Source organism: Janibacter melonis, from assembly GCF_020567375.1.
Taxonomy (GTDB): domain Bacteria; phylum Actinomycetota; class Actinomycetes; order Actinomycetales; family Dermatophilaceae; genus Marihabitans; species Marihabitans melonis.
Window position 1 is genome coordinate 369,268 of sequence record NZ_JAJBZM010000002.1, and the last position, 23,758, is coordinate 393,025.

Below are 23,758 nucleotides of genomic sequence, written 5' to 3' on the forward strand. Positions count from 1 at the left end.
GACCGTCCGCTGACTGCCGCGGCGCCTAGGGTGGCGCCGTGGCAGTCACGGTGCGCCTGGTCTACCCCCACCAGCTCTTCGACGCGCACCTCGAGGTGCCGGAGGGCACGCGCGTCGTCCTCGTCGAGGACGACCTGCTCTTCCGGCAGTACGCCTTCCACGCCCACAAGCTCGTGCTGCACCGGGCGAGCATGCGCCGCTTCGCCCGACGGCTGCGCGGGGCGGGCCTGGAGGTCGACGTCGTCGAGAGCCGCGCCGACGAGCCCACCGCTCCGCGGCTCTCGGCACTCGTCCGCGAGATCGGCCCCGACCGGGTCGAGGTCTTCGACGTCCACGACGACTGGCTCTCGCGCGACATCACCACGGCGCTGCACGACGGCGGCTACGACCTGCGCACCCAGGACGTGCTCGAGACCCCCGGCTTCCTCACGACCCGCGAGGAGCTGCGCGGCTGGTTCGCCGAGCACCCGGCCCGGATGCAGCACTTCTACACCTGGCAGCGCCGCCGCCTCGGCGTCCTCGTCGACGGCGACCAGCCCGTCGGCGGGCGGTGGTCCTTCGACACCGAGAACCGCAAGAAGCTGCCGAAGGGGTACGACCCGCCCCGCGTCGACCTCGCCACCGAGCACGGCGCGGACGTGCGGGCGGCGGTCGAGTGGGTGGCGCAGGAGTTCCCCGACGCCCCGGGCGACCCGGCGACCTTCGCCTGGCCGACGGATGCCGCCGAGGCGCGTGACCACCTCGCGGTCTTCCTCGACGAGCGCCTGGCCGACTTCGGTCCCTACGAGGACGCGATCTCGGCGGACCACCCCTTCGTCCACCACGCCCTCATCACGCCGATGCTCAACATCGGCCTCATCACCCCGCGCGAGGTCCTCGACGCGGTGCTCGCGCACGCCGACGAGCACGACGTGCCGATCGCCTCGCTCGAGGGCTTCGTGCGCCAGGTCATCGGGTGGCGCGAGTACATGCGGGCGACCTACCACCTCTACGGGCGGCGGATGCGCACGAGCAACCGGCTGCACCACGACGAGGACCTCGCCCCGGGCTGGTGGGACGCGAGCACCGGGCTGCTGCCCGTCGACCTCGTCGTGCAGCGGGTGCTCGACACCGGCTACTGCCACCACATCGAGCGCCTCATGGTGCTCGGCAACGCGATGTGCCTGCTGCGGGTGCGCCCCGACGCGGCCTACGAGTGGTTCATGGAGCTCTTCGTCGACGCCTACGACTGGGTGATGGTGCCCAACGTCTACGCGATGAGCCAGTTCGCCGCCGGCGAGGCGATGACGACCAAGCCCTACGTCTCCGGCAGCAACTACCTCAAGAAGATGTCGGACCTGCCGCCGGGGGAGTGGCGCGACGACTGGGACGCGCTGTACTGGACCTTCGTCGTCGACCACCGCGAGGTCTTTGAGGAGAACTTCCGCTCCCGGCGCATCCCGGCCCTGTGGGACGGCTTCGCCCAGGCCAAGCAGGACGACCTGCTCGAGCGGGGCCGCGCGCTGCTGGGGTGACCGGCCCCACCGCCGCGCCCTCCGGCGGGCCCCGGCGCCCTAGGGTCGGGCAGGTGCCCGGAGCAGCCTTCTTCGACCTCGACCGCACCCTGCTGCGCCGTGCCTCCGGGCCGGCCCTGTCCGAGGCGATGCGCGAGACGGGCGTGACGTCGGCGGCGCTGCCGCTCGAGCGGGCGATCTTCGGCTACTTCGACCTCTTCGGCGAGACCCTCGGCTCGATCGCGCTCGCCCGCCAGGGCGGGCTGCTCGTGCGCGGCCGGGCCGCCGACGCCTTCGACGAGGCCGCGGAGGTCGCCGCCGACCGGCTCGCCGAGCGGGTCGAGCCCTTCGCCCGGCTGCTCCTCGACGAGCACCGCCGGGCGGGCCGGCCCGTCGTCCTGGCGACGACGACGCCCGAGCACCTCATCCGCCCCTTCGCCCGCCGGCTCGGGCTCGACGACGTCATCGGCACCCGCTTCGAGGTGCGGGACGGGCGCTTCACCGGGGCGCTCGACGGCCCCTTCGTGTGGTCGCGGGGCAAGCTCGCCGCGGTCCGCGCCTGGGCCGACGAGCACGACGTCGACCTCGCCGACTCCTACGCCTACTCCGACTCGGTCTACGACCTGCCGCTCCTGCACGCCGTCGGCGAGCCCGGCGCGGTCAACCCCGACCCCCGGCTCCTCGGCGTCGCGATCGCCCGCCGCTGGCCGGTGCTGCACTTCGACACCTCGCCCGGTGTCGTCAAGGTCCCGGTCGTCGGGCTCGAGGTGCAGCAGGTCGCCATGGCGGTCGCGCGCCCCGAGCTCATCCCCTACGCCCGCTTCGAGGTCGAGGGGGTCGAGCACCTGCCCCAGACGGGCGGGACCATCCTCGTGGGCAACCACCGCAGCTACTTCGACTTCACGACGATGCTCGTCGCGATGCGTCAGGCCGGGCGCACGGGTCGCTTCCTGGGCAAGAAGGAGATCTTCGACGTGCCCGTGCTCGGCCAGGTGATGACCGCGCTCGGCGGCATCCGGGTCGACCGCCAGGGTGACGACGACGAGCGCGACGACCCGCTCGTGCCCGCCGCTCGGGCCATCGCCGGCGGCGAGCTCGTCGCGATCCTGCCCGAGGGGACGATCCCGCGCGGCCCCGACTTCTTCGACCCCGTCCTGCGCGGCAAGCCCGGCGCAGCCCGGCTCGCCGCGCTCACCCGCGCACCGGTCGTCCCCTTCGCCCTCAGCGGTACCGAGCAGGTGTGGCCGCGCTCGGCCCGGCTGCCCGACGTGCTCGCGCTGCGCCGCCCGCCGACGGTGCGGGTCCGCTTCGGCCCACCGGTGGAGCTCAAGCACCGCAGCGAGGCCCGCGACACCGACCGCATCATGGCCGCCATCGCCGACCTGCTCCCCGACGAGCTGCGCGAGCCGCGCCGACCGACCCTCGCCGAGCTCGCCCGCACCTACCCCGACGGCGTCGTGCCGGACGAGGACCGGGCCTTCGCGGTCGACGGCTAGCCGTCGATGCCGAGCCGGCTAGACGCAGACCGACCTCTCAGCCGGCCGGGTCCTGCTGCGCCATGGCATCGGCGGCCTCGTCGACGACGAGACGCATCGTCGCCTCGGCCCGCACCGCGTCACCGGACGCGATCGCCTCGGCGATCTCGCGGTGCCACCGGATGGCCTGCGGCTCGGGGACGGCGGGCATGAGGTCGTGCTCCGTGCGACCGGCGAGGGCCTGCTCGACGAGACCGGCCATCGAGGCGAGCGCACGGTTGCCGCTCGCCTGGAGCAGCGCGGTGTGGAAGTCGACGTCGTGGGCGAGGTAGGCCCCCAGGTCCCCGGCCGGACCGGTCGCCGCCATCCCCTCCACGGCCGCCCGCATGCGGGCGACGTGCTCGGCCTCGTCGCGCCGGGCCGCGAGTGCGGCCGCGACCGGCTCGACCCCGCGTCGCAGCTCGCTGATCTCCGCGAGCTGGCGGTGCCGGTCGGCCCCGGCGAGGCGCCAGCCGACGACGAGGGGTGACAGGGCGTCCCACTCCTGGGGCGGGCGCACGACGAGCCCGACCCGGCGACGTGCGGTGAGCACGCCGACCGACTCGAGGACCTTGACCGCCTCGCGGACCACCGTGCGGCTCACGCCGTAGCGCGCCTCGAGCTGCTCGGTCGACAGCGCGGTGCCCACGCCGAGGACGCCGCCGAGCAGGTCGGCGCCGAGGTCGCGCAGGAGCGCGACGTGCAGGTCGCGGCGCGGCGCGGGGGTGCTCACCCGGCGCATCCTAGGCCTCCCGCCGACGCGTCGGCTGGCAATAGTCATACTTTTGCGCCAAGATCCGTGACGTCGGACGACGTGGTTCGCGGCCTGCACGTGGTGGGCGCTGCGTGGTCCCGGGTGCACGCGCGCACCCCGACGAGAGGTCACGTCATGGTCTTCGAGGACGCCCCACCGGTCGCCGCGTACGGCGCGCCGGTCATGCTGCTCATCGCGCTCGCCGCGGTGGCGCTGCTGCTCCTGCTCATCATCAAGCTGCGCATCCACGCCTTCGTCGCGCTCGTCCTCGTCAGCCTGCTGACGGCCGTCGCGACCCGCATCCCCCTCGCCGACGTGCCGTCGACCCTCCTCGACGGCTTCGGCGGCACCCTGGCCAACGTCGCCCTGCTCGTCGGGCTCGGTGTGATGATCGGTCGTCTGCTCGAGGTCACCGGCGGCGCCCAGGTGCTCGCCGACACCCTCATCGGGCGCTTCGGCGAGAAGCGGGCCCCGCTCGCCCTCGGCGTCGCGTCCTTCCTCTTCGGCCTGCCGATCTTCTTCGACGCCGGTCTCGTCGTCATGCTGCCGATCATCTTCAGCGTCGCCCGGCGCTTCGGCGGCTCGGTGCTCACCTACGCCCTGCCCGCCGCCGGCGCCTTCGCCGTGACCCACGCCTTCGTCCCGCCGCACCCCGGACCGGTCGCCGCGGCCGGTCTCGTCGGTGCCGACGTCGGCCTCGTCATCGTCTTCGGCCTGCTCATCGGCATCCCGACGTGGTTCATCGCCTGCTACCTGTGGGGCCTGTGGGCCGGGCGCCGCTTCGAGCTGCCCGTCCCCGCCGCGATGACCGTCCAGGACGACCTCGAGGCCGAGGGCGGGGTCCGCGGCCCGCTGCCGTCCTTCGGCACCGTGCTGCTCATCCTCCTGCTGCCCTTCACCCTGATCTTCCTCAACACCGGCATCTCCACCCTCGTGTCCACCGGCGCGATCGCCGAGGGCCAGGCCTGGGCCGACGGGCTCGTCCTGCTCGGGCAGACCCCCGTCGCCCTGCTCATCACCACCCTCGTCGCGATGGTCGTCCTCGGCTGGCGCACCCGCAGCCGCGACGAGGTCGAGACCCTTCTCGGCGACGCCCTCGGCCCCGTGTGCGTCGTCATCCTCGTCACCGGCGCGGGCGGCATGTTCGGCGGCGTGCTCCGCGCCTCGGGCATCGGCACGGCCCTCGAGAGCAGCCTGTCCTCGCTCGGCCTGCCCGTCATCGTCGCGGCCTTCGTCGTCGCAGCTGCCCTGCGCGTCGCCCAGGGCAGCGCGACCGTCGCCCTCACGGTCGCCGGCGGCCTCATGGCGCCGACCGTCGAGGCGGCGAGCGGTCTGAGCAGCATCGACCTCGCGCTGATCGTCATCGCCATCGCCTGCGGCGCGACCGTCCTCTCGCACGTCAACGACTCGGGCTTCTGGCTCGTCAGCCGCTTCTTCGGCATGGACGAGAAGACGACCTTCAAGACGTGGACGGTCATGGAGACCCTCATCGGCGTCGTCGGCTTCGCCTTCGCCCTCACCCTCAGCCTGATCTTCTAGCCCGCACGACGGGCGAAGGGGTGGTCCCACCGGTCGGTGGGGCCACCCCTTCGTCGTCGTGTCTCAGCGCGAGCGGACGATGAGCGCCTGCCGGTCGACCGTGGCGACGACGTGGCGCGCCTCGCCGAGGACGTCGCCGTCGACCTGCACCGGGTGCGGCTCGTCGACCTCGACCTCGAAGCGCTCGCCCGACGTGCGGGCGAGGTGGGGCATGTCGCGCTCGGAGCGCGAGAGGACGCTCCCGGCCAGCGAGGCCCAGCCGACGATCGTCCGGGGGCTGACGACGACGCAGTCGAGCCGGCCGTCGTCGATCTGCGCCGAGGGCATGAGCTGGATGCCGCCGGTGAGCGTGCCGCAGTTGCCGAAGACGATGGTGCGCGCGGCGACGGGGGTCTGCTCCTGGCCGTCGACGCTCCACCGGATCTTGAAGCGGCGCACGAAGATCTTGCCCAGCCCGGTCGCGAAGTACGCGGGCCAGCCGACGCTCTTCTTCAGGCCCTCGCTCGTGCTGCCCATGATCTCGGCGTCGAAGCCCATGCCGGCCATGACGAGGAAGGGGTGGCGGCGCACGGGCTCGCCGCGCACCGGCCCCTCCGCCTGGCCCTCGTCGTCGGCGACGACCTCGGCCACGGGGTCGAGGTCGAGCCAGGCGACGTCGATCGCCCTGTTGCGACCGGTGCACGCGACCTCGAAGGCTGCCTCGAGGTCGCCGGCGGGGATGTCGAGGTTGCGGGCGAGGAGGTTGCCCGTGCCGCGGGGGAGCAGGCCCATCGGGGTGCGGGTGCCGGCGAGCGCCGCCGCGACCGCGCGGGTCGTGCCGTCGCCGCCGAGGGGGCAGACGAGGTCGACGCCCTGCTCGAGGGCGAGGCGGGCCTGGCCGGTCCCCGGGTCCTCGGCGGTCGTCTCGAGGACGACGGGGTCGTCCCAGCCCAGCCGGGCGCTGGCCTGGGCCAGGCTCGCGCGGGTCGCCGCGAGGTCGTCGACCTTCGTCGGGTTGACGACGACGGCGGCCCGCGGACGACGCGGGGGCTCGGCCTCGGGGTCGGCCTCGGGGCGGAAGGCGCTGCGCGGGGGACGACGGGCGCGGTGCCGGCCACGTCCCCGCGGGCCGGGGTCGGTGAGGACCATCCACACGACGAGCGCGCACAGCAGGAGGCAGAGCGCGACGGCGAGCGCGAGCAAGGTCCAGGATCCAGGCACGAGCCGGACGCTACCCCGTCGTTAGGCTGACCCGGTGATCGACATCAAGCAGCTGCGTGACCAGCCCGACCTCGTCCGCGCGAGCCAGCGCGCCCGGGGCGAGGACGACTCCGTCGTCGACGCGATCCTCGCCGCCGACGAGCGCCGCCGCTCCGCCATCGCCGGCTTCGAGTCGGTCCGCGCCGAGCAGAAGGCCTCGGGCAAGGGCCTCGGCCCGATCATGGGCAAGATCAAGGCCGCCAAGACGTCCGGCGAGGACACGAGCGCCCTGCAGGCCGAGGCCGACGAGCTCAAGGCGAAGGGGGCGGCGCTCGCCGCGGAGGTCAAGCGGCTCGACGCGGCCCAGGGCGAGGCCCAGGCCGAGCTCGACCGGCTGCTGCGCACCGTGGGCAACGTCATCGAGCCCGGCGTCCCGACCGGCGGCGAGGACGACTACGTCGTGCTCGACGAGGTCGGCACCGCGCGGGACTTCGCGGCCGAGGGCTTCGAGCCGCGCGACCACCTCGAGCTCGCCGAGGGCCTGGGCGCCCTGGACATGGAGCGCGGGGCGAAGGTCAGCGGCTCGCGCTTCTACTTCCTCACCGGCATCGGCGCGCAGCTCGAGCTCGCGCTGCTCAACATGGCGGTCGCCCAGGCGACGGCGGCCGGCTTCACCCTGATGATCACGCCGGCGCTCGTGTCGCGCGACGTCATGGCCGGGGCGGGCTTCATCGACAGCCACGAGGAGGAGGTGTACCACCTGCCGGCGGACGACCTCTTCCTCACCGGGACCTCCGAGGTGGCCCTCGCGGGCTACCACTCGGGCGAGATCATCGACCTCGCCGACGGCCCGCGCCGCTACGCCGGGTGGTCGACCTGCTTCCGCCGCGAGGCCGGCAGCTACGGCAAGGACACCCGCGGCATCATCCGCGTCCACCAGTTCAACAAGCTCGAGATGTTCGTCTACTGCGACCCGGCCGACGCCGCCGCCGAGCACGAGCGCCTCCTCGCCTGGGAGCGCGAGATGCTCGCGAAGGTCGAGCTGCCCTACCGCGTCATCGACACCGCAGCCGGGGACCTCGGCGGGCCGGCCGCCCGCAAGCTCGACTGCGAGGCGTGGGTGCCGACCCAGGGCCGCTACCGCGAGCTCACCTCGACGTCGAACTGCACGACCTACCAGGCACGCCGTCTGGGCACCCGCTTCAAGGACGGCGACGGGCGCACCCAGGTCGCGGCCACGCTCAACGGCACGCTCGCCACGACCCGTTGGCTCGTCGCGATCCTCGAGAACCACCAGCAGCCGGACGGGTCGGTGCGCGTGCCGGAGGCGCTGCGTCCCTTCCTCGGCAAGGACGTCCTCACCCCCCTTCGCTGATGGTCGGGCGCCAGCACGGCATCGCCGGGCGGCTCGTCGCCCTGGTGACGGCCACGCTGGCGCTCGCGCTCGTCCTCGCCGGTGTCATCGCCTACGTCGTCCAGCGCGCCGAGGTCCTCGAGCAGGCCGACGGCGAGCTGCTCCAGGAGGTCGAGGAGCTGCGCCAGCTCTCCGACCAGTCCGCGGCCGACCGGCCCTACCGCGACGTCGGGGTCCTCCTCGAGGACTTCCTGCGCTTCAGCGTGCCCGGCAGCGACGAGTCGATGATCGCCTTCGTCGGCGACTCGCGCGTGCCGGCCCTCGTCTCCGGCGGCGAGCGCCGCATCGACCTCACCGAGCCGGCCGTCATCGACGCGGTGCTCACCCAGCGCCGGCCGGACGAGACCGTGCTGACCACCGTCGAGACGCCGACCCAGGACCTGCGCATCGCGATCACCCCGGTGCAGGGCGACGACGGCCAGGGCACGCTCGTCGTCGGCATCGACCGCGGTGCCCGCCTCGACCGGGTCGACTCCCTCCTCAGCGCCTACGGGGTCGGCGCCCTGCTCACCCTGCTGCTCGCCGGGGCCGTCCTCCTCGTCGCCGTGCGTCGCCTGCTCTCCCCGCTCGGCGACCTCGTCGAGGCGGCCGAGCAGATCGACGACCGTGAGCTCTCGCGCCGGGTCGTCGTGCCCGCGCAGCGCACCGAGGTGGCCTCGCTCGCGACCTCGCTCAACACGATGCTCGAGCGGCTCGAGTCCTCCTTCGTCGCCCAGCGCCGCTTCCTCGACGACACCGCGCACGAGCTGCGCACCCCGCTGACGATCATGCGGGGCAACCTCGAGGTGCTCGACGCCGAGGACGTCGAGGACGTCGAGGCGACCCGCCACATCGAGCTCGTCGAGATCGACCGCATGCGCCGCATCGTCGACGACCTGCTCCTCCTCGCCCGGCTCGACCGGCCCGACTTCGTGCGCCCGGCCCCCATCGACGCTCGCGACCTCCACGCCGACCTCCTCGCGCTCGTCCCCGCGCTCGGCGACCACGAGTGGGTCGACGACGGGTGCGTCGAGGGCGTCGTCCACGTCGACCGCGACCGGGTCGTCCAGGCCGTGCAGCAGCTGTGCGCCAACGCCGTGAAGTTCTCCGAGCCCGGCTCGCAGATCCGGCTGCGCACCGCCTGGCGCGGGGCGGGCGAGGACCGCGCGCTCGTGCTCTCCGTCGCCGACGACGGGGTCGGCATCGCCCCAGAGGAGCAGGAGGCGGTCTTCGAGCGCTTCGGCCGCGCCGAGGGCCAGCGCGCCGTCGAGGGCAGCGGCCTCGGGCTGCCCATCGTGCGGGCCATCGCCCACGCCCACGGCGGCGAGATCGAGCTCGACTCGCGACCGGGGGAGGGGAGCACCTTCTCCCTCGTCGTCCCGGCGCCCGAGCCCGAGCCGTCACCGCGGGCTCGGTAGCCTGGCCGCACCCGGGCACCCGCCCGACCCGGACCGTCCCCGGCCCGCAGGAGGGCACACCCATGGCGCGCATCCTCATCGTCGAGGACGAGGAGCACCTCTCCCGCTTCATCGACAAGGGCCTGCGCAAGGCAGGCTTCGAGACCGTCGTCGCCGCGGACGGCATGACCGCGCTCGAGCACGCGACCGGCGGCGGCGTCGACCTCGTCGTCCTCGACGTCGGGCTGCCGCGCATGGACGGCTTCACGGTGCTCAAGCTCATCCGCGGCATGGACGTCGAGGTGCCGGTCATCATGTGCACCGCACGTGACTCCGCCGACGACAAGGTCGCCGGTCTCGAGGGCGGCGCCGACGACTACCTCGCCAAGCCGTACACCTTCGCCGAGCTGCTCGCCCGGATCCGGCTGCGGCTGCGTGACCGCGCCCCCGGCACCCCCGAGGTCACGGTGCTCGAGCGGGACGAGGTCTCGCTCGACGTCGTCGCCCGTGAGGTGCGCCTCGACGGTGCCCCGGTGACCCTGTCGGCGCGCGAGTTCTCGTTGCTGCGCACCTTCCTCGAGCACCCGGGCCAGGTGCTCTCGCGCGAGCAGCTCATCGAGCGCGTCTGGGACGGCGCCGAGACGAGCAGCAACGTCGTCGACGTCTACATCGGCTACCTGCGGCACAAGATAGGCGCCGAGCGCATCGTCACCGTCCGCGGGCTGGGCTACCGCCTCGCCTGAGCCGCCCGGCTCCCCCCTTCGCCCTCGCCCCCCTTCGCCGAGGTATGGCAATCGGTCGGCCAGACCCCCCTCTGGCCTGCAGATCTCCATACCTCGCGAAGGGGGGGCGACGGGGGAAGGCGAAGGGGGCGCCGCGCGGATGAGAGGGCTCTCACCATCGGCTCACGGGCGGCTCATCGCGACGCAGTTGCATGTCCGCATGCGCATCGCCACCTCGCCCGCACCGACCTCAGCGCCCCTGCGCGTCGCGCTGTACTCCCACGACTCGGTGGGGCTGGGCCACCAGCGCCGCAACCTCGCCATAGCCCACGCCCTGCGGACCCACCTGCCGGCCCTCACCGGGCGTGAGGTCACCGGGCTGCTCCTCACCGGCGTCGAGCGGGTCGTCGGCCACCTGCCGGCCGACTTCGACGTCGTGCGCCTGCCGGGCATCGCCAAGGACGCCCACGGCTACGCGCCGCGCGAGATGAGCGTGCCGATGACCGACCTCATCGACGTGCGTCGCGCGATCCTCTCCGGCGCGCTCGGGGCCCTCGCCCCCGACCTCGTCGTCGTCGACCGGCACGCCTTCGGCGTCGACGACGAGCTGCTCGAGCCCCTGCGCCGGCTGCGCCGCGAGCAGCCCGGCACCCGCGTCGTCCTCGGGCTGCGCGAGGTGCTCGACGAGCCCGAGGTCGCCGTGCGCGAGTGGCGTCGCGTCGGCTCCGAGCGGGTGCGCGAGCTCTTCGACGCGATCTGGGTCTACGGCGACGAGCGGGTCACCGACCTGCGCGCCACGGGCGCCGTGCCCGCCGAGCTGCACGACCTCGTCGTCCACACCGGCTACCTCTCCGCCGACCGCGCGACCCGCAGCTTCTTGCGCGAGCTGCAGCGCCCGTACCTGCTGACGACCGTCGGCGGCGGGCACGACGGCGAGGACCTGTGCCGGGCCGCGGTCCAGGCGCCGGTCCCCGAGGGCCTCGGCCACGTCGTCGTCGTGGGCCCCCAGGCGACCCCGAGCCGGCGCGAGGAGCTGCAGGCGCTCGCCGGGCCGCGCACCGAGGTGCTCGACGAGGTGCCCGAGGGCCTGCTGGCCATCCGCTCCGCCGAGGCCGTCGCCTGCATGGGCGGCTACAACACCGTGTGCGAGGTGATGAGCACCGACCGACCCGCCGTCGTCGTGCCCCGGGAGGAGCCGCGCCAGGAGCAGCTCATCCGGGCCCGCTCGCTCGAGGCCACCGGCGCCCTCGACGTCATCCGCGCCGCCGAGCTCACCCCCGAGCGGCTCGGCCGCTGGTTCGCCGACAACCTCCACCGCAGCGTCGACCGCAGCCACCTGCGCCGCGACGGGCTGGCCGCCGTCGCCGGCCACGCGGCCGACCTGCTCGCCACGACCCCCCAGGAGATCCGCCATGCGGTCTGAGACCCTCGCCCCCGCGCGCACCAGCGCCCCGCCGTCGCCGTCCGCCCCGCCGTCGACGACGCCGTCCCCGACCACCGCGTCGTGCGGCGCCCCCGCGACCGCCACCGAGCGCGTCGGCTACGTCGTCAAGGTCTACCCGCGATTCTCGGAGACCTTCGTCGTCACCGAGGTCCTCGCCCGTGAGGCCCAGGGCGAGGACCTCGAGATCTTCGCGCTGCGCCCGACGACCGACACCCACTTCCACCCGGCGCTCGCCCGCGTGCACGCCCCCGTCACCTACCTGCCCCGTGCCCTCAAGGCCTCCGAGCTGTGGGCGAGCATCGCCCGCGCCCATGCCGTGCTGCCCGACCTCGGGCCGCGCCTGGCCGAGCTGCTTCCCCTCACGACGCGGCTGGCCGCGGACGAGGTCGCCCAGGGCGTCGAGCTCGCGATCGCCGTGCGCACCCGGGGGATCACCCGGCTGCACGCGCACTTCGCGTCGGCGCAGGCCCGCGTCGCCGCGGTGGCCGCGCACCTCGCCCAGGTCCCGTGGAGCGTCACCACCCACGCCAAGGACATCTTCCACGACGAGGTCGACCTCGACCTTCTCGCCGACCTGCTGCACGGCGCGAGCACGGTCGTCGCGATCAGCGCGTACAACGAGCAGCACCTCGGCCGGGTCGCGCCGCGGGCCCGCGTCGCCCGGGTCGCGAACGGTCTCGACCTCACCGGCTTCGGCTACCGCGAGCCGGGGCCGGTCGCGGACCCCCTTCGCGTCCTCGCCGTCGGCCGGCTCGTCGAGAAGAAGGGCTTCGACGTCCTCCTGGACGCGCTCGCGACCGCCCGTGCCGCCGGGCTCGAGGTCCGCGCGGAGGTCGCCGGGTCCGGCGAGCTCGGCCCCGACCTCCTCGCCCGCACTCACGCGCTCGGTCTCGACGACGTCGTCACCTGGCTGGGCGCGCGGCCGCAGGACGAGGTGCTCGCGCTGCTGCGGCAGGCCGACGTCTTCGTCGCGCCGTGCGTCGTCGGCGCCGACGGCAACGCCGACGGGCTTCCGACTGTCATCCTCGAGGCGATGGCGGTGGGCACGCCCGTCATCTCGACCGCCGTCACCGGGATCCCCGAGGTCGTCCGCGGCACCGTCGCCGACCCCGTCACCGGGGTGCTCCTCGAGCCGGGGGACCCGGGTGCCCTCGCCGACGCGCTGCGCGCCGTCGCGGCCGACGCCTTCCCTCGCGCCGACGTCGCCCGCCGCGCCCGCGACCTCGTCGAGCGCGACCACGACACCACCCGCCAGGCCGCCCTCCTGGCCCGATCGACAGGAGCCGTCGTATGAGAGTCGCCTACGTCTGCGCCGACCCCGGCGTCCCCGCCTTCGGCACGAAGGGGGCCTCGGTGCACATCCAGGAGATGGTCCGGGCCTGGCGGGCGAAGGGGGCGCAGGTCCACCTCTACGTCGTCCGCACCGGAGACCACGTGCCCGACGACCTCCTCGACGTCCCGGTGACCCACGTGCCGGTCGGCCGACCGGCCGACGGCGGGACGGCCGGGCGCGAGCGCGCGCAGCGGGTCGCCGCGGACGCGCTGGCCCGGGCCGTGCTCGCCGACGGCGCGGACGTCGTGCACGAGCGCTACTCCCTCTTCTCCACCGCGCTCGCTCAGGTGACGGCTCGCACCGGCGCCGTCGGCCTGCTCGAGGTCAACTCCCCGCTCGTCGAGGAGCAGGCGCAGCACCGCGAGCTCGACGACGCCGCGGGCGCCCTGGCCGCGCTCCGGACCCAGGCGGCGGCCGCCGACCGGGTGCTCGCCGTCTCCGGCCCCGTGTCTGACTGGGTGCGCACGCACGTGCCCTCGGCGCGGGTCGTCATCACCCCCAACGGCGTCGACCCCGGTCGCATCCACGCCGTCGCGCCCGACCGCGTGGGCGCGCCGGTCGTCGTCTTCGTCGGCACGCTCAAGCCGTGGCACGGCGTCGAGCACCTGCTCGACGCGGCTGCCCTGGCCCGTCGACCGTGGCAGGTGCGCGTCGTCGGCGACGGCCCTCAGGCGAGCGCCCTGCGCGAGCGCGCCGACCGGCTCGGCCTGAGCGTCGACTTCCGCGGTGCGGTGACCCCGCAGGAGGTGCCCACGCACCTCGAGGGAGCCGCGGTCGCGGTCGCGCCCTACCCGGCGGGGGAGGACCAGTACTTCTCGCCGCTCAAGGTGCTCGAGTACAGCGCCGCCGCCCTGCCCGTCGTCGCGAGCGACGTCGGCCAGCTCGGCGACCTCGTCCACGACGGCGTCACCGGGCTGCTCGTGCCGCCGTCGGACCCCGAGGCGCTCGCCGCCGCCGTCGACGCGCTCGTGTCCGTCCCCGACCGGGCCGAGCGGATGGGACGCGCCGGCCGCCGCCGGGTCGTGCGCCAGCACACCTGGCTCCACGTGCTCGACCGCGCGACGGCCGGGCTGGCCCTGCCCTGGGCGGGCGCGCGCGAGGAGGCGACGGCATGAGCCGCGACCAGGGCGCGCTGCGCCGGACCCTGGGCGTCCTGCGGCCCCACCTGCCCGAGCAGCGCCTGCTCATCGGGGCCGGCGCCCTCGCCCTCGTCCTCGAGGTGCTCTTCCGGGTCCTCGAGCCGTGGCCGGTCAAGGTCGTCGTCGACGCCGTGACCCGCTCGCTCGGCGCCGACCTCGCGACGAGCGGACCGGAGGCCGGACCCGCGCTGCTCGGCGCCGCCGCGCTCGCGACGATCGCCCTCGTCGGGCTGCGCGCGGTGTGCAACTACCTCGCGACGATCGCCTTCGCGCTCGTCGGCAGCCGCGTCGCCACCCAGCTGCGCCAGCGCACCTTCGACCACGTCACCGCGCTGTCGAAGGGGTACCACTCGCGCAACGGGTCGGCCGACATCGTGCAGCGGCTCGTCGGCGACGTCGGCAAGCTCCAGGAGGTCGCGGTCACCGCGGGTCTGCCGCTGCTCGTCAACGTCTTCACCCTCGTCGTCATGACCGGCGTGATGATCTGGCTCGACCCGCTCCTCGCGCTCGTCGTCGTCGCCGCGTCGCTCGTCTTCGTGCTCCTCTCGCGCGGCAGCACGAGCCAGATCACCGTCGCCTCGCGCAAGACGCGCCGCAGCGAGGGCGAGCTGGCCGGGGTCGCGCAGGAGGCCATCGGCGCGATCCCCGTCGTCCAGGCGTACACGCTCGAGGGCGCGCTCTCGCGCTCCTTCGGCGGGAGCAACGACCGGGCGCTGCGCGACGGGGTGAGGGCCCGTCGCCTCGCCGCCGGTCTCGAGCGCTCGACCGACGTCGTCGTCGGGCTCGCGACGGCCGCCGTGATCTTCGTCGGCGGCTGGCGGGTCGTGCAGCAGGTGATGACCCCCGGCGACCTCGTCCTCTTCCTCACCTACCTCAAGACCTCAATGAAGCCGCTGCGCGACATCGCGAAGTACACCGGGCGGATCTCGCGCTCGGCCGCCTCGGGCGAGCGGGTCGCCGACCTGCTCGACGAGGTGCCGGAGATCCTCTCGCCGCAGGAGCCCGTGCGCCCCTCCCGCGTCCGCGGTGCGCTCACGCTGCGCGACGTCGTCGCCGGGTACGGCCCCGGCCGGCGGGTGCTCGACCGGGTCGACCTCGACATCCCCGCCGGCCAGCGGGTCGCCCTCGTCGGCCCGAGCGGGTCCGGCAAGTCCACGCTCACCGCGCTGCTCGCCCGGCTGCAGGACCCCCAGGGCGGCTCGGTCCGGCTCGACGGGCACGACCTGCGCGACCTCGAGCTGTCGCTCGTGCGTCGTGAGGTCACCCTCCTGCTGCAGGAGTCCGTGCTCTTCACCGGCACCATCGCCGACAACATCCGTCAGGGGCGGCCGGACGCCACGCTCGAGGAGGTGTGGGAGGCCGCCCGTCGGGCTCGCGCCCACGACTTCGTCATGGAGCAGCCCGACGCCTACGAGACGGTCGTCGGCGAGCGCGGCTCGACGCTGTCGGGCGGGCAGCGCCAGCGCATCGCCATCGCCCGGGCGATGCTGCGCGACAGCGCCGTCGTCGTGCTCGACGAGGCGACGAGCGGGCTCGACCCGAAGAACGCCGCCGCCGTGCGGACCGGGCTCGACGAGCTGACCCGGGGTCGCACGACCCTCGTCGTCACGCACGACGAGCAGACCGCGCGGGCGTGCGACCGCATCATCTGGCTCGAGGACGGCCGGGTGCGCTGGGACGGAGGCCCCCACGACGAGATGCCGAGCGGCCATGCCTTCCGACCTGATGACCCGGGCACGGCGCTCGTCCCGGGCGACCACCGGGTCGTGCGTGACGGCGCCGAGGACACCGTGCCGATCCCGGTGCGGGCATGAGCCGCCACGCGACGCTGCACGTCGCCCTCGACCCGGACCGGGTCGGCGAGCTGGTCGGCGCCGACGTGCGGGTCACCCGTCTGCGGCACAAGCCGGGGCAGTACACCGTCGCGGCGCTCGCGGACGCGACCGGCCCGACCGGCTGGCTGCGGCTCACCCCTCACCAGGACCGCGCGGCGCGCGACGCGGAACGCGCGGCGCGTGTCGGGCGTCGGGTCGAGGTGGTCGAGGCCGACGGCCTCGTCCTCGTGCACGGCGACCTGTGGACCGACCCCCGTCTGGCGCGGGTGCTGCACCGTGCGGCCGATCTCGTCGACGCCTCCGTCGTCGTGCGGCACAACCCGCTGCGCCGCCTCGTCCTGCGGCGCGGCACGACGCAGATCCGCGTCACGACGAAGGCCCAGCCCGACGTGCACCGGCTCGTCCCCGCCCTCGCGGAGGAGAGCCTGGCCGCGGCCCCCCGCGGGCGCGCCTCGAGCCGGGTCACCCGGTGGGAGTGGGTGCCGGGCGAGAGCCTCGACGCCATCTCCGGCCGCGGAGACCTCGGCGCGCGTCGCGCCGGCGAGATCGCCGGCGGGCTGCTCGCCCGGCTGCACCAGGTCCCCGTACCAGCCGGTGCGCACGAGCGGCTGCCGCAGCGCGCGGGCTGGGACGACGGGGCCCTGCGCGCCACCGCCCGAGGTCTGGCCGAGGTCGACGCCGAGCTCGGTGCTCGCGCCGCCGGTCTCGTCGACCGGCTCCCCGCGGTCCCCGTCGGCGCACCGGTGCTGCTGCACGGCGACTGGTCGAGCGACCAGCTCGTCGTCGGCGAGCACGGCGCGCGGATGATCGACCTCGACCGGGCCGGCTCCGGGCCGGCGCTGCGGGACCTCGCCTCCTATCTCGCCGTCGAGGCGCTGCGGACCGGCGACCCCGAGGGGGCGGGCGCGGCCGGGCTGCGCACCGGGTACGAGGAGGGCGGCGGGAGCTGGCCCGGCGACGCCGCGGTGCGGTCGGCGAGCGCGGCCGCTCTCCTGTCCCGGGCGAAGGAGCCCCTGCGCCGGGCGGAGCCGACGTGGCGCGACGGGGTCGGGCGCACCCTCGACCTCGCCGAGGAGCTGCTGCGATGAGCGTCGTGCCCGAGCGGGTCGACCTCGGCGGGGACGAGCTGCGCGTCGGTCGGGCCTGGCCGAAGGACCTGTCCGCCGACCGGCTCTCTCTACGCGTCGAGGGCCGCGACGGCTCCGACCGGCTGCGCGCCGGCGAGCTCGACCTCACCCGGTCGCGCGGACGCTGGCAGGTCGGCGAGGTGAGGGTCCTCCCCTTCGCGACCGACCCGCGTCTGCCCGGGCTGGCCGGGCTGGCCGGGCTCGACGGCACCCTGCTCGTCCACCGCGGCGGCCGTCGAGCGGTGCTGCGAGAGGCCGGGTCCTACACGAAGGTCGTCCGCCCGGGTGCGCTGGACGCGGTGCTGCAGGCCCATCGCACCGGAGCCCGGCTCGCCGCACGCGCCGGCTGGGCCGCCCCCGCCGCCGAGGTGGTGCCGGGTCGGCCCGGGACGATCCGGCTGAGCACCGTGCCCGGCGCGCCCCTGCACGACCTCGGATTGCGCGGTGACGAGGAGGCGGTGCGCAGGGGGTGGGGCGCCTTCGCCGAGGGCTGGCCCGAGGTCGTCGCCGGTGACGCGAGCGAGCTGCCCGCGCACGACGCGAGCGCCGAGGTCCAGGTCGCCGAGCGGGCCGTGCGTCAGGCCCTCGACGCGTGGTCGCCCCCGGCGCAGGTCCGCCTGGGCGTCGAGCGAGCGCTCGACCTCACGGTCGCCGCGCTGCTCGACGACGCGGGGGCCCCCGCCGTGCCCAGCCACCGCGACCTCCACGACAAGCAGCTGCTCGTCGGCGAGGGTCTCGGGCTGCTCGACCTCGACACCGCCGCTCGTGCCGAGCCCGAGCTCGACCTGGCCAACCTCCTCGAGCACGTGCGCCTGCGCGGCCGGCAGGGCCTGTGGTCGCCGGCGGTCGTCGCGCTCGGCGAGGAGGGCGTGCGCCGGGCCGCCGAGCGGGTCGGTGCCGACCCGCGGCGGCTGGCCGCCTACCGCGCCGCGACCCGGCTGCGCCTCGCGGGGATCTACCTCTTCCGGCCGAGATGGGCGGGTCTCGCCCGCACCGAGCTCGAGCTGGTGGCGTCGGCACCGCCTCTCATGAGAGCGCTCTCATGCGGGTCTTAGCGCGCCGTCATGCTCGGCTGGGAGGCTGGGCGTCATGAAGGTCATGGCAGCAGTCGTCGGGTTCCTCCTCGTGGGCGCCGCATCGGTCCTGCTCTGGGTCCAGGCGAGCGCCCCCGCCCCCGAGACCGTCCCGGGCGTGCGCATCGGCAGCGCGACCACGGAGCCCGCGGCCCGCAGCACCTCGAGCAGCTCGAGCAGCTCGACGTCCTCCTCGACGAGCTCCTCCTCGACGAGCTCCTCCTCGAAGAGCTCGTCGACGAAGAGCTCGTCGTCGAAGACCCCGACGAGGCCCACGTCCTCGACGACCCGCACCCCGGCGCGCACGACGACCGCACCGCCCTCGCCGCGCACCGTCGCCCCGAGCCCGCGCACCTACGACGACGACGACGATGACGACGTCGAGACCGAGGACCGCGACGACGACGAGTGGGACGACGACTGAGGCCACCCCCTTCGCCCGTCTGCTGGCTCCCGTGCGCCGTGTCTCCGTCTCGCGACGGAGGCGCGGCGCACCTGCGCTCTCCTAGGGTGTCGGGGTGGTCCTCATCGACACCCTGCGCCGGTTCTTCGCGATCGACGACCCCTGGGAGCGCCCGGGGAGCGAGGTGACCCGCCAGGACGCGCTCATCACCGCGGGGACCGCCGTGCTCAGCCTGCTCACCGTCGAGCTCATGCGCGGGGTCGGGGTGCTCGAGGCCGTCGACCACCCCGTCTGGGTGCAGTGGCTCGTCACCGCCGGGCCCTGCCTGCTCCTGCTCGGCCGCCGCCGGTGGCCGCTCACGATGCTCGTCGTCGGCTCGGTGGCCTACTGGGCGATCGCGACCTTCGCCAGCCCGATGGCGAGCCTGCTGTCGACGCAGCTCGTCTACTTCGCCGTCGTCTACTCCGGTGTCGCCTACGCCCGCCGGCGCTCCGAGATGGTCCTCGTCGTCGGCGCCGTGCTCGTCGGGATGTTCGCCTGGCTGGTCTGGAGCCTCGCCGTGGGCAGCGCCGTCGACGACATGCTCGCCGGGAGCGACCCGGCCAACCGGTCGCGCGCGATCGTCGCCGGCATCGCGCTGACGACCCTCATCAACGTCGTCTACTTCGGCGGCGCCGTCCTCGTCGGCCAGAGCGCCTGGCGCAACCGCCGGCAGCGGGCCCGTCTCGAGGACCAGGCGAGCACGATCTCGGCGCAGTCCGAGGAGCTGAGCGAGCGCGCCGTCGTCGAGGAGCGGCTGCGCATCGCCCGCGAGCTGCACGACGTCGTCGCCCACCACGTCTCCGTCATCGGCGTCCAGGCAGCCGGCGCGCGGCGCGTGCTCCAGCGCGACCCGGTCGCCGCGACGGACGCCCTCGGGGTCATCGAGAGCTCGAGCCGCGAGGCGGTCACCCAGATGCGATCGCTGCTGCGCACCCTGCGCACGGCGACGCCGGTCGTCACCCAGGAGGAGCACCGCGGCCCGGAGCCGCACCTGGGCGACATCGCCCGGCTCGTCGCCGAGCGCGACGGGCCGGTGCTCCACGTCGAGCACGAGGTCGTGCTCGACTGCGAGGAGGCCCTCGACGCCGTGCCGGCCGCCGTCGGGCACAGCATGTACCGCACCGCCCAGGAGGCGTTGACCAACGTCGCGAAGCACTCGACCGCCCGGACCGCCCGGGTCGTCGTGCGGGTGCGGACCCGGTCGGGCTCCCCCTTCGCCGAGGTCGAGGTGACCGACGACGGTCGCGCCCGGGCCGGGAGCACCGGCTCCGGCCTGGGTCACATGGGCATCCGCGAGCGGGCCGGGCTCCTCGGCGGCACGGTCGAGGTCGGGCCGCGGGCGACCGGCGGCTACCGTGTGCGGCTCAGGGTCCCGCTCGAAGGGGGAGACGCATGAGCGAGCAGGCGACGCACGAGGCACCGCTGCGGCTCCTCCTCGTCGACGACCAGCGCCTCATCCGGGCCGGCTTCGCGATGATGCTCGGCGTCGAGCCCGACATCGAGGTCGTCGGCGAGGCCGGCGACGGTGCCGAGGCGGTCGAGCGGGCCGCCGAGCTGCGCCCCGACCTCGTCCTCATGGACGTCCAGATGCCCGGCATGGACGGCATCGCCGCGACCCGCGAGATCGTGCGGCAGGGCCTCGGGCAGGTCGTCGTCCTCACGACCTTCGACCGCGACGACTACCTCTTCGACGCGCTGCGGGCGGGGGCGAGCGGCTTCCTGCTGAAGAACGCCGAGGCCGAGCAGCTCGTCGACGCCGTGCGGGCCGTCGGCCGCGGCCACTCCCTCCTCGCGCCGGAGGTCACCCGCCGCGTCATCAGCGCGATGGTGACGAGCGAGACGACCGAGGCCGCCTCGTCGGGCGACACCCCCGACCTCGGCGTGCTCACCGAGCGCGAGCGCGAGGTGCTCGTCGCGGTGGGGCGCGGGCTGTCGAACTCCGAGATCTCGCGCGAGCTCTACATCGGCGAGGCCACGGTGAAGACCCACGTGAGCAACGTCCTGGCCAAGCTGCAGCTGCGCGACCGGGTGCAGGCCGTCGTGCTCGCCCACCAGGCGGGCGTCGTCGGCTGAGCCCTCCCTCCTCAGGGGGAGGACGGGGCCGTCCCGGGTCACCCCCGCGGTGGATCCGCCGTGGCAGGGGGCCGACCTAGTGTCCTGGTCATGGCTTCCACCCCTGACTCCATCAGCGTCGAGGGCCTCACGCGCCGCTTCGGCGACCGGGCCGTCGTCGACGACGTGAGCTTCACCGTGCCGGGCGGTCAGATGACCGGCTTCGTCGGCGGCAACGGCGCCGGCAAGACCACGACGATGCGCATGATCATGGGCGTCCTCGGCATCTCCGAGGGCACGGTGCGCTACGGCGAGCACGAGATCACGACCGCCGACCGCCGCCGCTTCGGGTACATGCCCGAGGAGCGCGGCCTCTACCCGAAGCAGAAGATCCTCGAGCAGCTCGTCTACCTCGCCACCCTCGGCGGGGCCGACAGGGCGGCTGCGACGACGGAGGCGAGCGAGCTGCTCGACCGCTTCGGGCTCCTCGACCGCGCCGGTGACACCGTCGAGAAGCTCTCGCTGGGCAACCAGCAGCGGGTGCAGATCATCGCCGCGGTGATGTCGCAGCCGGTCGCGCTCGTCCTCGACGAGCCCTTCAGCGGGCTGGACCCGCAGGCCGTCGACTCGATGGCCGACCTGCTGCGCGAGCACACCGCGCGCGGGGTGCCGGTGCTCTTCTCCAGCCACCAGCTCGACCTCGTCGAGCGCCTGTGCGACCGCCTCGTCGTCCTCGCCCAGGGGCAGGTCCGGGCGCAGGGCACCTCGGCGGAGCTGCGCACCGCCGGACCTGAGCGGTACCGCGTCACGCTCGGGTCGGACGCCGGCTGGGTCCGAGACCTGCCCGGTATCCACACGGTCGACGTGGACGGGCCGACGGCCCTCATCGAGCTCGATCCCGGTGGCGGTACAGGGGCCGCTGCCGGGGTCGACCCCACCTCCACGGGCAGCGACCCGCGGGTCGACGCCCTCGTGCGGGCCGCGCTGGAGCGCGGCGGCGTGCGGGAGCTGACCCGCGTCGTCCCGGCCCTGTCCGACATCTACCGAGAGGTCACGGCATGAGCACCCGCACCGCTCCGTGGCGCCTCGTCGCCCAGCGCGAGGTCATGGTCAAGCTGAGGGACAAGTCCTTCATCCTCGGGACCCTCATGTCCCTCGCCCTCGTCGCCGGCCTCATGGGCTTCCAGGCCTGGCAGGCCGAGCGGCACCGCGACGTCACCCTCGTCGCGACGCCTGAGGCGACGTCGATGGCCCAGGCGGTCGCGACGCCCGCCGAGGCCGACGACAAGCTGACGATCACGGTGACGGACGCGCCGGACGCCGACGCGGCCCGCGCGGCGCTGGAGTCCGGGGATGCCGACGGCTGGCTGCACGAGCAGAACGGCACGTGGACCCTCACCGCCTACGACGAGCAAGACGGCGCGCTGTCGAGCGCGGTCACCGAGGGGGTCGCCCAGCAGGTGCTCGCCGAGCGGGCCGAGGCGGCCGGCACGACGACCGCCGAGCTGACGAAGGGGAGCGAGGTCACCCAGACCCTGCTCAAGGGCGACGCCGAGCGAGCCGGTCTGGCGCAGGCCGTCGGCTTCGTCATGGCGATCCTCTTCTACTTCAGCGCGATGATGTTCGGCATGACGCTCGCGATGAGCGTCGTCGAGGAGAAGCAGTCGCGCATCGTCGAGATCATCGCGACGTCGATGCCGGTGACCCAGCTGCTCGCCGGCAAGATCCTCGGCAACTTCGTCCTCGCCGTGGGCCAGCTGGCCCTCTTCGTCGGGGTGGGTCTCGTCGGCCTCACGCTCACCGACCTCGGGTCGCTGCTGCCCTCGCTGTCCTCGGGCATCCTCTGGTACGTCGCCTTCTACCTCGCCGGCTTCGTCCTCGTCGCGACGCTCTTCGCGATGGCGGGGGCGCTGGCCAGCCGGGTCGAGGACGTGCAGTCGACGTCGACGCCGGTCACCCTGCTCATCATGGCGGTCTTCTTCTCCGGCATCTTCGCCAGCGGCACGATCGCCTCGGTGCTGTCCTGGCTGCCGCCCTTCTCGGCGGTCCTCATGCCGATGCGGCTCGTCACCGGCCAGGCGCAGTGGTGGCAGGCCCTCGTCGCGCTCCTGCTCCTCCTCGCCCTCACCACCCTCGTCCTCGCGGTCGCCACCCGGATCTACCGCCGGGCGCTGCTCCAGACGAGCGGCAAGCTGGGCTACAAGGAGGCGTGGAACGCCGAGATCTGAGGCGGTCACCCCGTCGTCCGCCGAGGTATGGCAACGGGCTCCGATCCGGTGAGGATCGGGGCCCGTCTGCCATACCTCGGCGAGCCAGGGCTCAGGCGAAGGGGGAAGGACGACGCACCGGCCACGCCGGGTCCCACGGGGGCCCGGCGTGCTCGTACGCCCCGCGCCCGAGCGCACGTCGACGTGCCCGGGTGTCGGACCGCGCCCACGAGGCGGTGCGCGCGGAGCCCGCGCTCGCGACCTGCTCCCGCTCGGCGGTGACCCGGACCCGCAGCGACCCGTCGACGACGGGCAGGACGGCCTCGTCGACCTCCTGCAGCAGCGCGGCCGAGCCGCTGTCGCACGCGTCGCACCCGCAGTCGGGGAGCAGGGCCAGCTCGACGGCGGGCGAGCTCGCCGCGACGACGACCGCCTCGGACCCGATCTGCCCCAGGACGAGGGGCAGCGCGCCCGCGCGGTGCGGACGGAGCACGACGACCCGGTCGAGCGCGAGGTAGGGGCGGAGCAGCCAGCCGTCACCGCTGCGGGGCGGCTCCGACGGACCGGCAGGCCGGGGCGGCGGGACCTCCTCGCGGCCCGCCAGGCCGCGGGCGACGAGCTCGTCGACCCAGGCCTGCACCCGCTCGCCGACGACGACGTGACGCTCTGGGTGGCTGACCCGCGAGTACTCCTCCTCGCGCGGCTCGGCGTGCTCGCCCGGGGTCGCGGGGTCCTCGTGCGGGTCCGCCCAGTCGGCGACGGTGCGCGCCGCGGCGAAGCGGGCCTCCACGGCGTCGAGCAGATCCAGGACGTGGGTGGGCAGGTCGGCGTCCTCGGGGAGCCACCGCCGGTCCTCGGCAGTCAGCGCCTCGAGCTCGGCGTTGTGCGCGTGCCACCACGTGCGGGCCACGGTCATCTGCCGACCCTCTCAGCCGCCGGGCGACGACGCCACGAGATATCCCCTCGCGAGCCCCCCGTCGTCCGCCGAGGTATGGCAACGGGCTCCGATCCGGTGGGGATCGGAGCCCGATTGCCATACCTCGGCGAGCCAGGGCGCAGGCGACGGGGGGAGGTCCACGCCCCGGCCCCGCCCGGTCCCCCGGGGGCCCGGC

At 74.5% G+C, this 23,758-nt stretch carries 20 protein-coding genes; 16 read left to right on the top strand and 4 right to left on the bottom strand.

The window, feature by feature from the left end:
* Positions 1 to 38 precede the first annotated feature (38 nt).
* Positions 39 to 1,514 (top strand): cryptochrome/photolyase family protein, encoded by a 1,476-nt coding sequence (locus LIV55_RS07875; RefSeq protein WP_229299850.1) that lies wholly within the window; start codon positions 39 to 41, stop codon positions 1,512 to 1,514.
* A gap of 53 nt (positions 1,515 to 1,567) precedes the next feature.
* A complete protein-coding gene (locus LIV55_RS17165) occupies positions 1,568 to 2,989 on the top strand; it encodes an HAD-IB family hydrolase (protein WP_068270261.1) in 1,422 nt (473 codons plus the stop codon).
* Between the two features lie 37 nt (positions 2,990 to 3,026).
* On the opposite strand, the gene LIV55_RS07885 is transcribed toward LIV55_RS17165, so the two are convergent.
* The gene (locus tag LIV55_RS07885) at positions 3,027 to 3,749 is read right to left on the bottom strand and encodes a FadR/GntR family transcriptional regulator (protein WP_372456513.1); all 723 of its coding nucleotides are present in this window, start codon (positions 3,747 to 3,749) and stop codon (positions 3,027 to 3,029) included.
* A gap of 147 nt (positions 3,750 to 3,896) precedes the next feature.
* Here LIV55_RS07885 and LIV55_RS07890 point away from each other — a divergent pair, with 147 nt between their 5' ends.
* Positions 3,897 to 5,300, top strand: a complete 1,404-nt coding sequence (locus LIV55_RS07890) for a GntP family permease (RefSeq protein WP_229299852.1) — start codon at positions 3,897 to 3,899, stop codon at positions 5,298 to 5,300.
* Between the two features lie 63 nt (positions 5,301 to 5,363).
* Here LIV55_RS07890 and LIV55_RS07895 read toward each other — a convergent pair whose 3' ends face one another.
* Positions 5,364 to 6,500 (bottom strand): diacylglycerol/lipid kinase family protein, encoded by a 1,137-nt coding sequence (locus LIV55_RS07895; protein WP_229299853.1) that lies wholly within the window; start codon positions 6,498 to 6,500, stop codon positions 5,364 to 5,366.
* 34 nt (positions 6,501 to 6,534) lie between these two features.
* Here LIV55_RS07895 and serS point away from each other — a divergent pair, with 34 nt between their 5' ends.
* The 9 genes from serS (at position 6,535) to LIV55_RS07940 (ending at position 17,924) form a co-directional block, all read left to right on the top strand.
* Complete coding sequence (gene serS / locus LIV55_RS07900; RefSeq protein ID WP_229299854.1) at positions 6,535 to 7,854, top strand: serine--tRNA ligase; 1,320 nt, start codon at positions 6,535 to 6,537, stop codon at positions 7,852 to 7,854.
* Positions 7,854 to 9,290, top strand: coding sequence for a sensor histidine kinase (locus tag LIV55_RS07905; RefSeq protein ID WP_229299855.1), 1,437 nt, complete (start codon positions 7,854 to 7,856; stop codon positions 9,288 to 9,290). Before serS ends, LIV55_RS07905 begins: the two co-directional genes overlap by 1 nt.
* A 62-nt stretch (positions 9,291 to 9,352) precedes the next feature.
* Complete coding sequence (locus tag LIV55_RS07910; protein ID WP_229299856.1) at positions 9,353 to 10,012, top strand: response regulator transcription factor; 660 nt, start codon at positions 9,353 to 9,355, stop codon at positions 10,010 to 10,012.
* Positions 10,013 to 10,211: 199 nt separating this feature from the next.
* Positions 10,212 to 11,414, top strand: coding sequence for a glycosyltransferase family protein (locus LIV55_RS07915; RefSeq protein ID WP_123093065.1), 1,203 nt, complete (start codon positions 10,212 to 10,214; stop codon positions 11,412 to 11,414).
* Positions 11,404 to 12,729, top strand: a complete 1,326-nt coding sequence (locus LIV55_RS07920) for a glycosyltransferase family 4 protein (RefSeq protein WP_229299857.1) — start codon at positions 11,404 to 11,406, stop codon at positions 12,727 to 12,729. Before LIV55_RS07915 ends, LIV55_RS07920 begins: the two co-directional genes overlap by 11 nt.
* Positions 12,726 to 13,883, top strand: coding sequence for a glycosyltransferase family 4 protein (locus tag LIV55_RS07925; RefSeq protein WP_123093069.1), 1,158 nt, complete (start codon positions 12,726 to 12,728; stop codon positions 13,881 to 13,883). The genes LIV55_RS07920 and LIV55_RS07925 overlap by 4 nt, the downstream gene beginning before the upstream one ends.
* Entirely contained in the window at positions 13,880 to 15,721 is a 1,842-nt protein-coding gene (locus tag LIV55_RS07930; RefSeq protein WP_123093071.1) for an ABC transporter ATP-binding protein, read from the top strand. Before LIV55_RS07925 ends, LIV55_RS07930 begins: the two co-directional genes overlap by 4 nt.
* Positions 15,718 to 16,830, top strand: coding sequence for an aminoglycoside phosphotransferase family protein (locus LIV55_RS07935; protein WP_123093073.1), 1,113 nt, complete (start codon positions 15,718 to 15,720; stop codon positions 16,828 to 16,830). Before LIV55_RS07930 ends, LIV55_RS07935 begins: the two co-directional genes overlap by 4 nt.
* Positions 16,827 to 17,924: a hypothetical protein gene (locus LIV55_RS07940; protein WP_123093075.1), complete on the top strand. Its 1,098-nt coding sequence runs from the start codon at positions 16,827 to 16,829 to the stop codon at positions 17,922 to 17,924. The genes LIV55_RS07935 and LIV55_RS07940 overlap by 4 nt, the downstream gene beginning before the upstream one ends.
* On the opposite strand, the gene LIV55_RS07945 is transcribed toward LIV55_RS07940, so the two are convergent.
* Complete coding sequence (locus LIV55_RS07945) at positions 17,910 to 18,296, bottom strand: hypothetical protein (RefSeq protein ID WP_163562429.1); 387 nt, start codon at positions 18,294 to 18,296, stop codon at positions 17,910 to 17,912. The genes LIV55_RS07940 and LIV55_RS07945 overlap by 15 nt on opposite strands.
* A gap of 164 nt (positions 18,297 to 18,460) precedes the next feature.
* Between LIV55_RS07945 and LIV55_RS17170 the strand changes: the two genes are divergently transcribed.
* The 4 genes from LIV55_RS17170 (at position 18,461) to LIV55_RS07965 (ending at position 22,667) form a co-directional block, all read left to right on the top strand.
* A complete protein-coding gene (locus LIV55_RS17170) occupies positions 18,461 to 19,783 on the top strand; it encodes a sensor histidine kinase (RefSeq protein WP_123093077.1) in 1,323 nt (440 codons plus the stop codon).
* Positions 19,780 to 20,460, top strand: coding sequence for a response regulator (locus LIV55_RS07955; protein ID WP_123093132.1), 681 nt, complete (start codon positions 19,780 to 19,782; stop codon positions 20,458 to 20,460). The genes LIV55_RS17170 and LIV55_RS07955 overlap by 4 nt, the downstream gene beginning before the upstream one ends.
* Before the next feature lie 90 nt (positions 20,461 to 20,550).
* Positions 20,551 to 21,501, top strand: coding sequence for an ABC transporter ATP-binding protein (locus LIV55_RS07960; RefSeq protein WP_123093079.1), 951 nt, complete (start codon positions 20,551 to 20,553; stop codon positions 21,499 to 21,501).
* Entirely contained in the window at positions 21,498 to 22,667 is a 1,170-nt protein-coding gene (locus tag LIV55_RS07965) for an ABC transporter permease (protein WP_123093081.1), read from the top strand. The genes LIV55_RS07960 and LIV55_RS07965 overlap by 4 nt, the downstream gene beginning before the upstream one ends.
* A 91-nt stretch (positions 22,668 to 22,758) precedes the next feature.
* On the opposite strand, the gene LIV55_RS07970 is transcribed toward LIV55_RS07965, so the two are convergent.
* Positions 22,759 to 23,562, bottom strand: a complete 804-nt coding sequence (locus LIV55_RS07970) for a DUF6226 family protein (protein ID WP_229299858.1) — start codon at positions 23,560 to 23,562, stop codon at positions 22,759 to 22,761.
* Positions 23,563 to 23,758 lie beyond the last annotated feature (196 nt).

Coding starts and splice junctions, on each gene's coding strand:
- LIV55_RS07885 (WP_372456513.1), bottom strand. CDS start 3,749: ATGCGCCGGGTGAGCACCCCCGCGCCGCGCCGCGACCTGCACGTCGCG.
- LIV55_RS07890 (WP_229299852.1), top strand. CDS start 3,897: ATGGTCTTCGAGGACGCCCCACCGGTCGCCGCGTACGGCGCGCCGGTC.
- LIV55_RS07905 (WP_229299855.1), top strand. CDS start 7,854: ATGGTCGGGCGCCAGCACGGCATCGCCGGGCGGCTCGTCGCCCTGGTG.
- LIV55_RS07910 (WP_229299856.1), top strand. CDS start 9,353: ATGGCGCGCATCCTCATCGTCGAGGACGAGGAGCACCTCTCCCGCTTC.
- LIV55_RS07915 (WP_123093065.1), top strand. CDS start 10,212: ATGCGCATCGCCACCTCGCCCGCACCGACCTCAGCGCCCCTGCGCGTC.
- LIV55_RS07920 (WP_229299857.1), top strand. CDS start 11,404: ATGCGGTCTGAGACCCTCGCCCCCGCGCGCACCAGCGCCCCGCCGTCG.
- LIV55_RS07925 (WP_123093069.1), top strand. CDS start 12,726: ATGAGAGTCGCCTACGTCTGCGCCGACCCCGGCGTCCCCGCCTTCGGC.
- LIV55_RS07930 (WP_123093071.1), top strand. CDS start 13,880: ATGAGCCGCGACCAGGGCGCGCTGCGCCGGACCCTGGGCGTCCTGCGG.
- LIV55_RS07935 (WP_123093073.1), top strand. CDS start 15,718: ATGAGCCGCCACGCGACGCTGCACGTCGCCCTCGACCCGGACCGGGTC.
- LIV55_RS07940 (WP_123093075.1), top strand. CDS start 16,827: ATGAGCGTCGTGCCCGAGCGGGTCGACCTCGGCGGGGACGAGCTGCGC.
- LIV55_RS07955 (WP_123093132.1), top strand. CDS start 19,780: ATGAGCGAGCAGGCGACGCACGAGGCACCGCTGCGGCTCCTCCTCGTC.
- LIV55_RS07960 (WP_123093079.1), top strand. CDS start 20,551: ATGGCTTCCACCCCTGACTCCATCAGCGTCGAGGGCCTCACGCGCCGC.
- LIV55_RS07965 (WP_123093081.1), top strand. CDS start 21,498: ATGAGCACCCGCACCGCTCCGTGGCGCCTCGTCGCCCAGCGCGAGGTC.
- LIV55_RS07970 (WP_229299858.1), bottom strand. CDS start 23,562: ATGACCGTGGCCCGCACGTGGTGGCACGCGCACAACGCCGAGCTCGAG.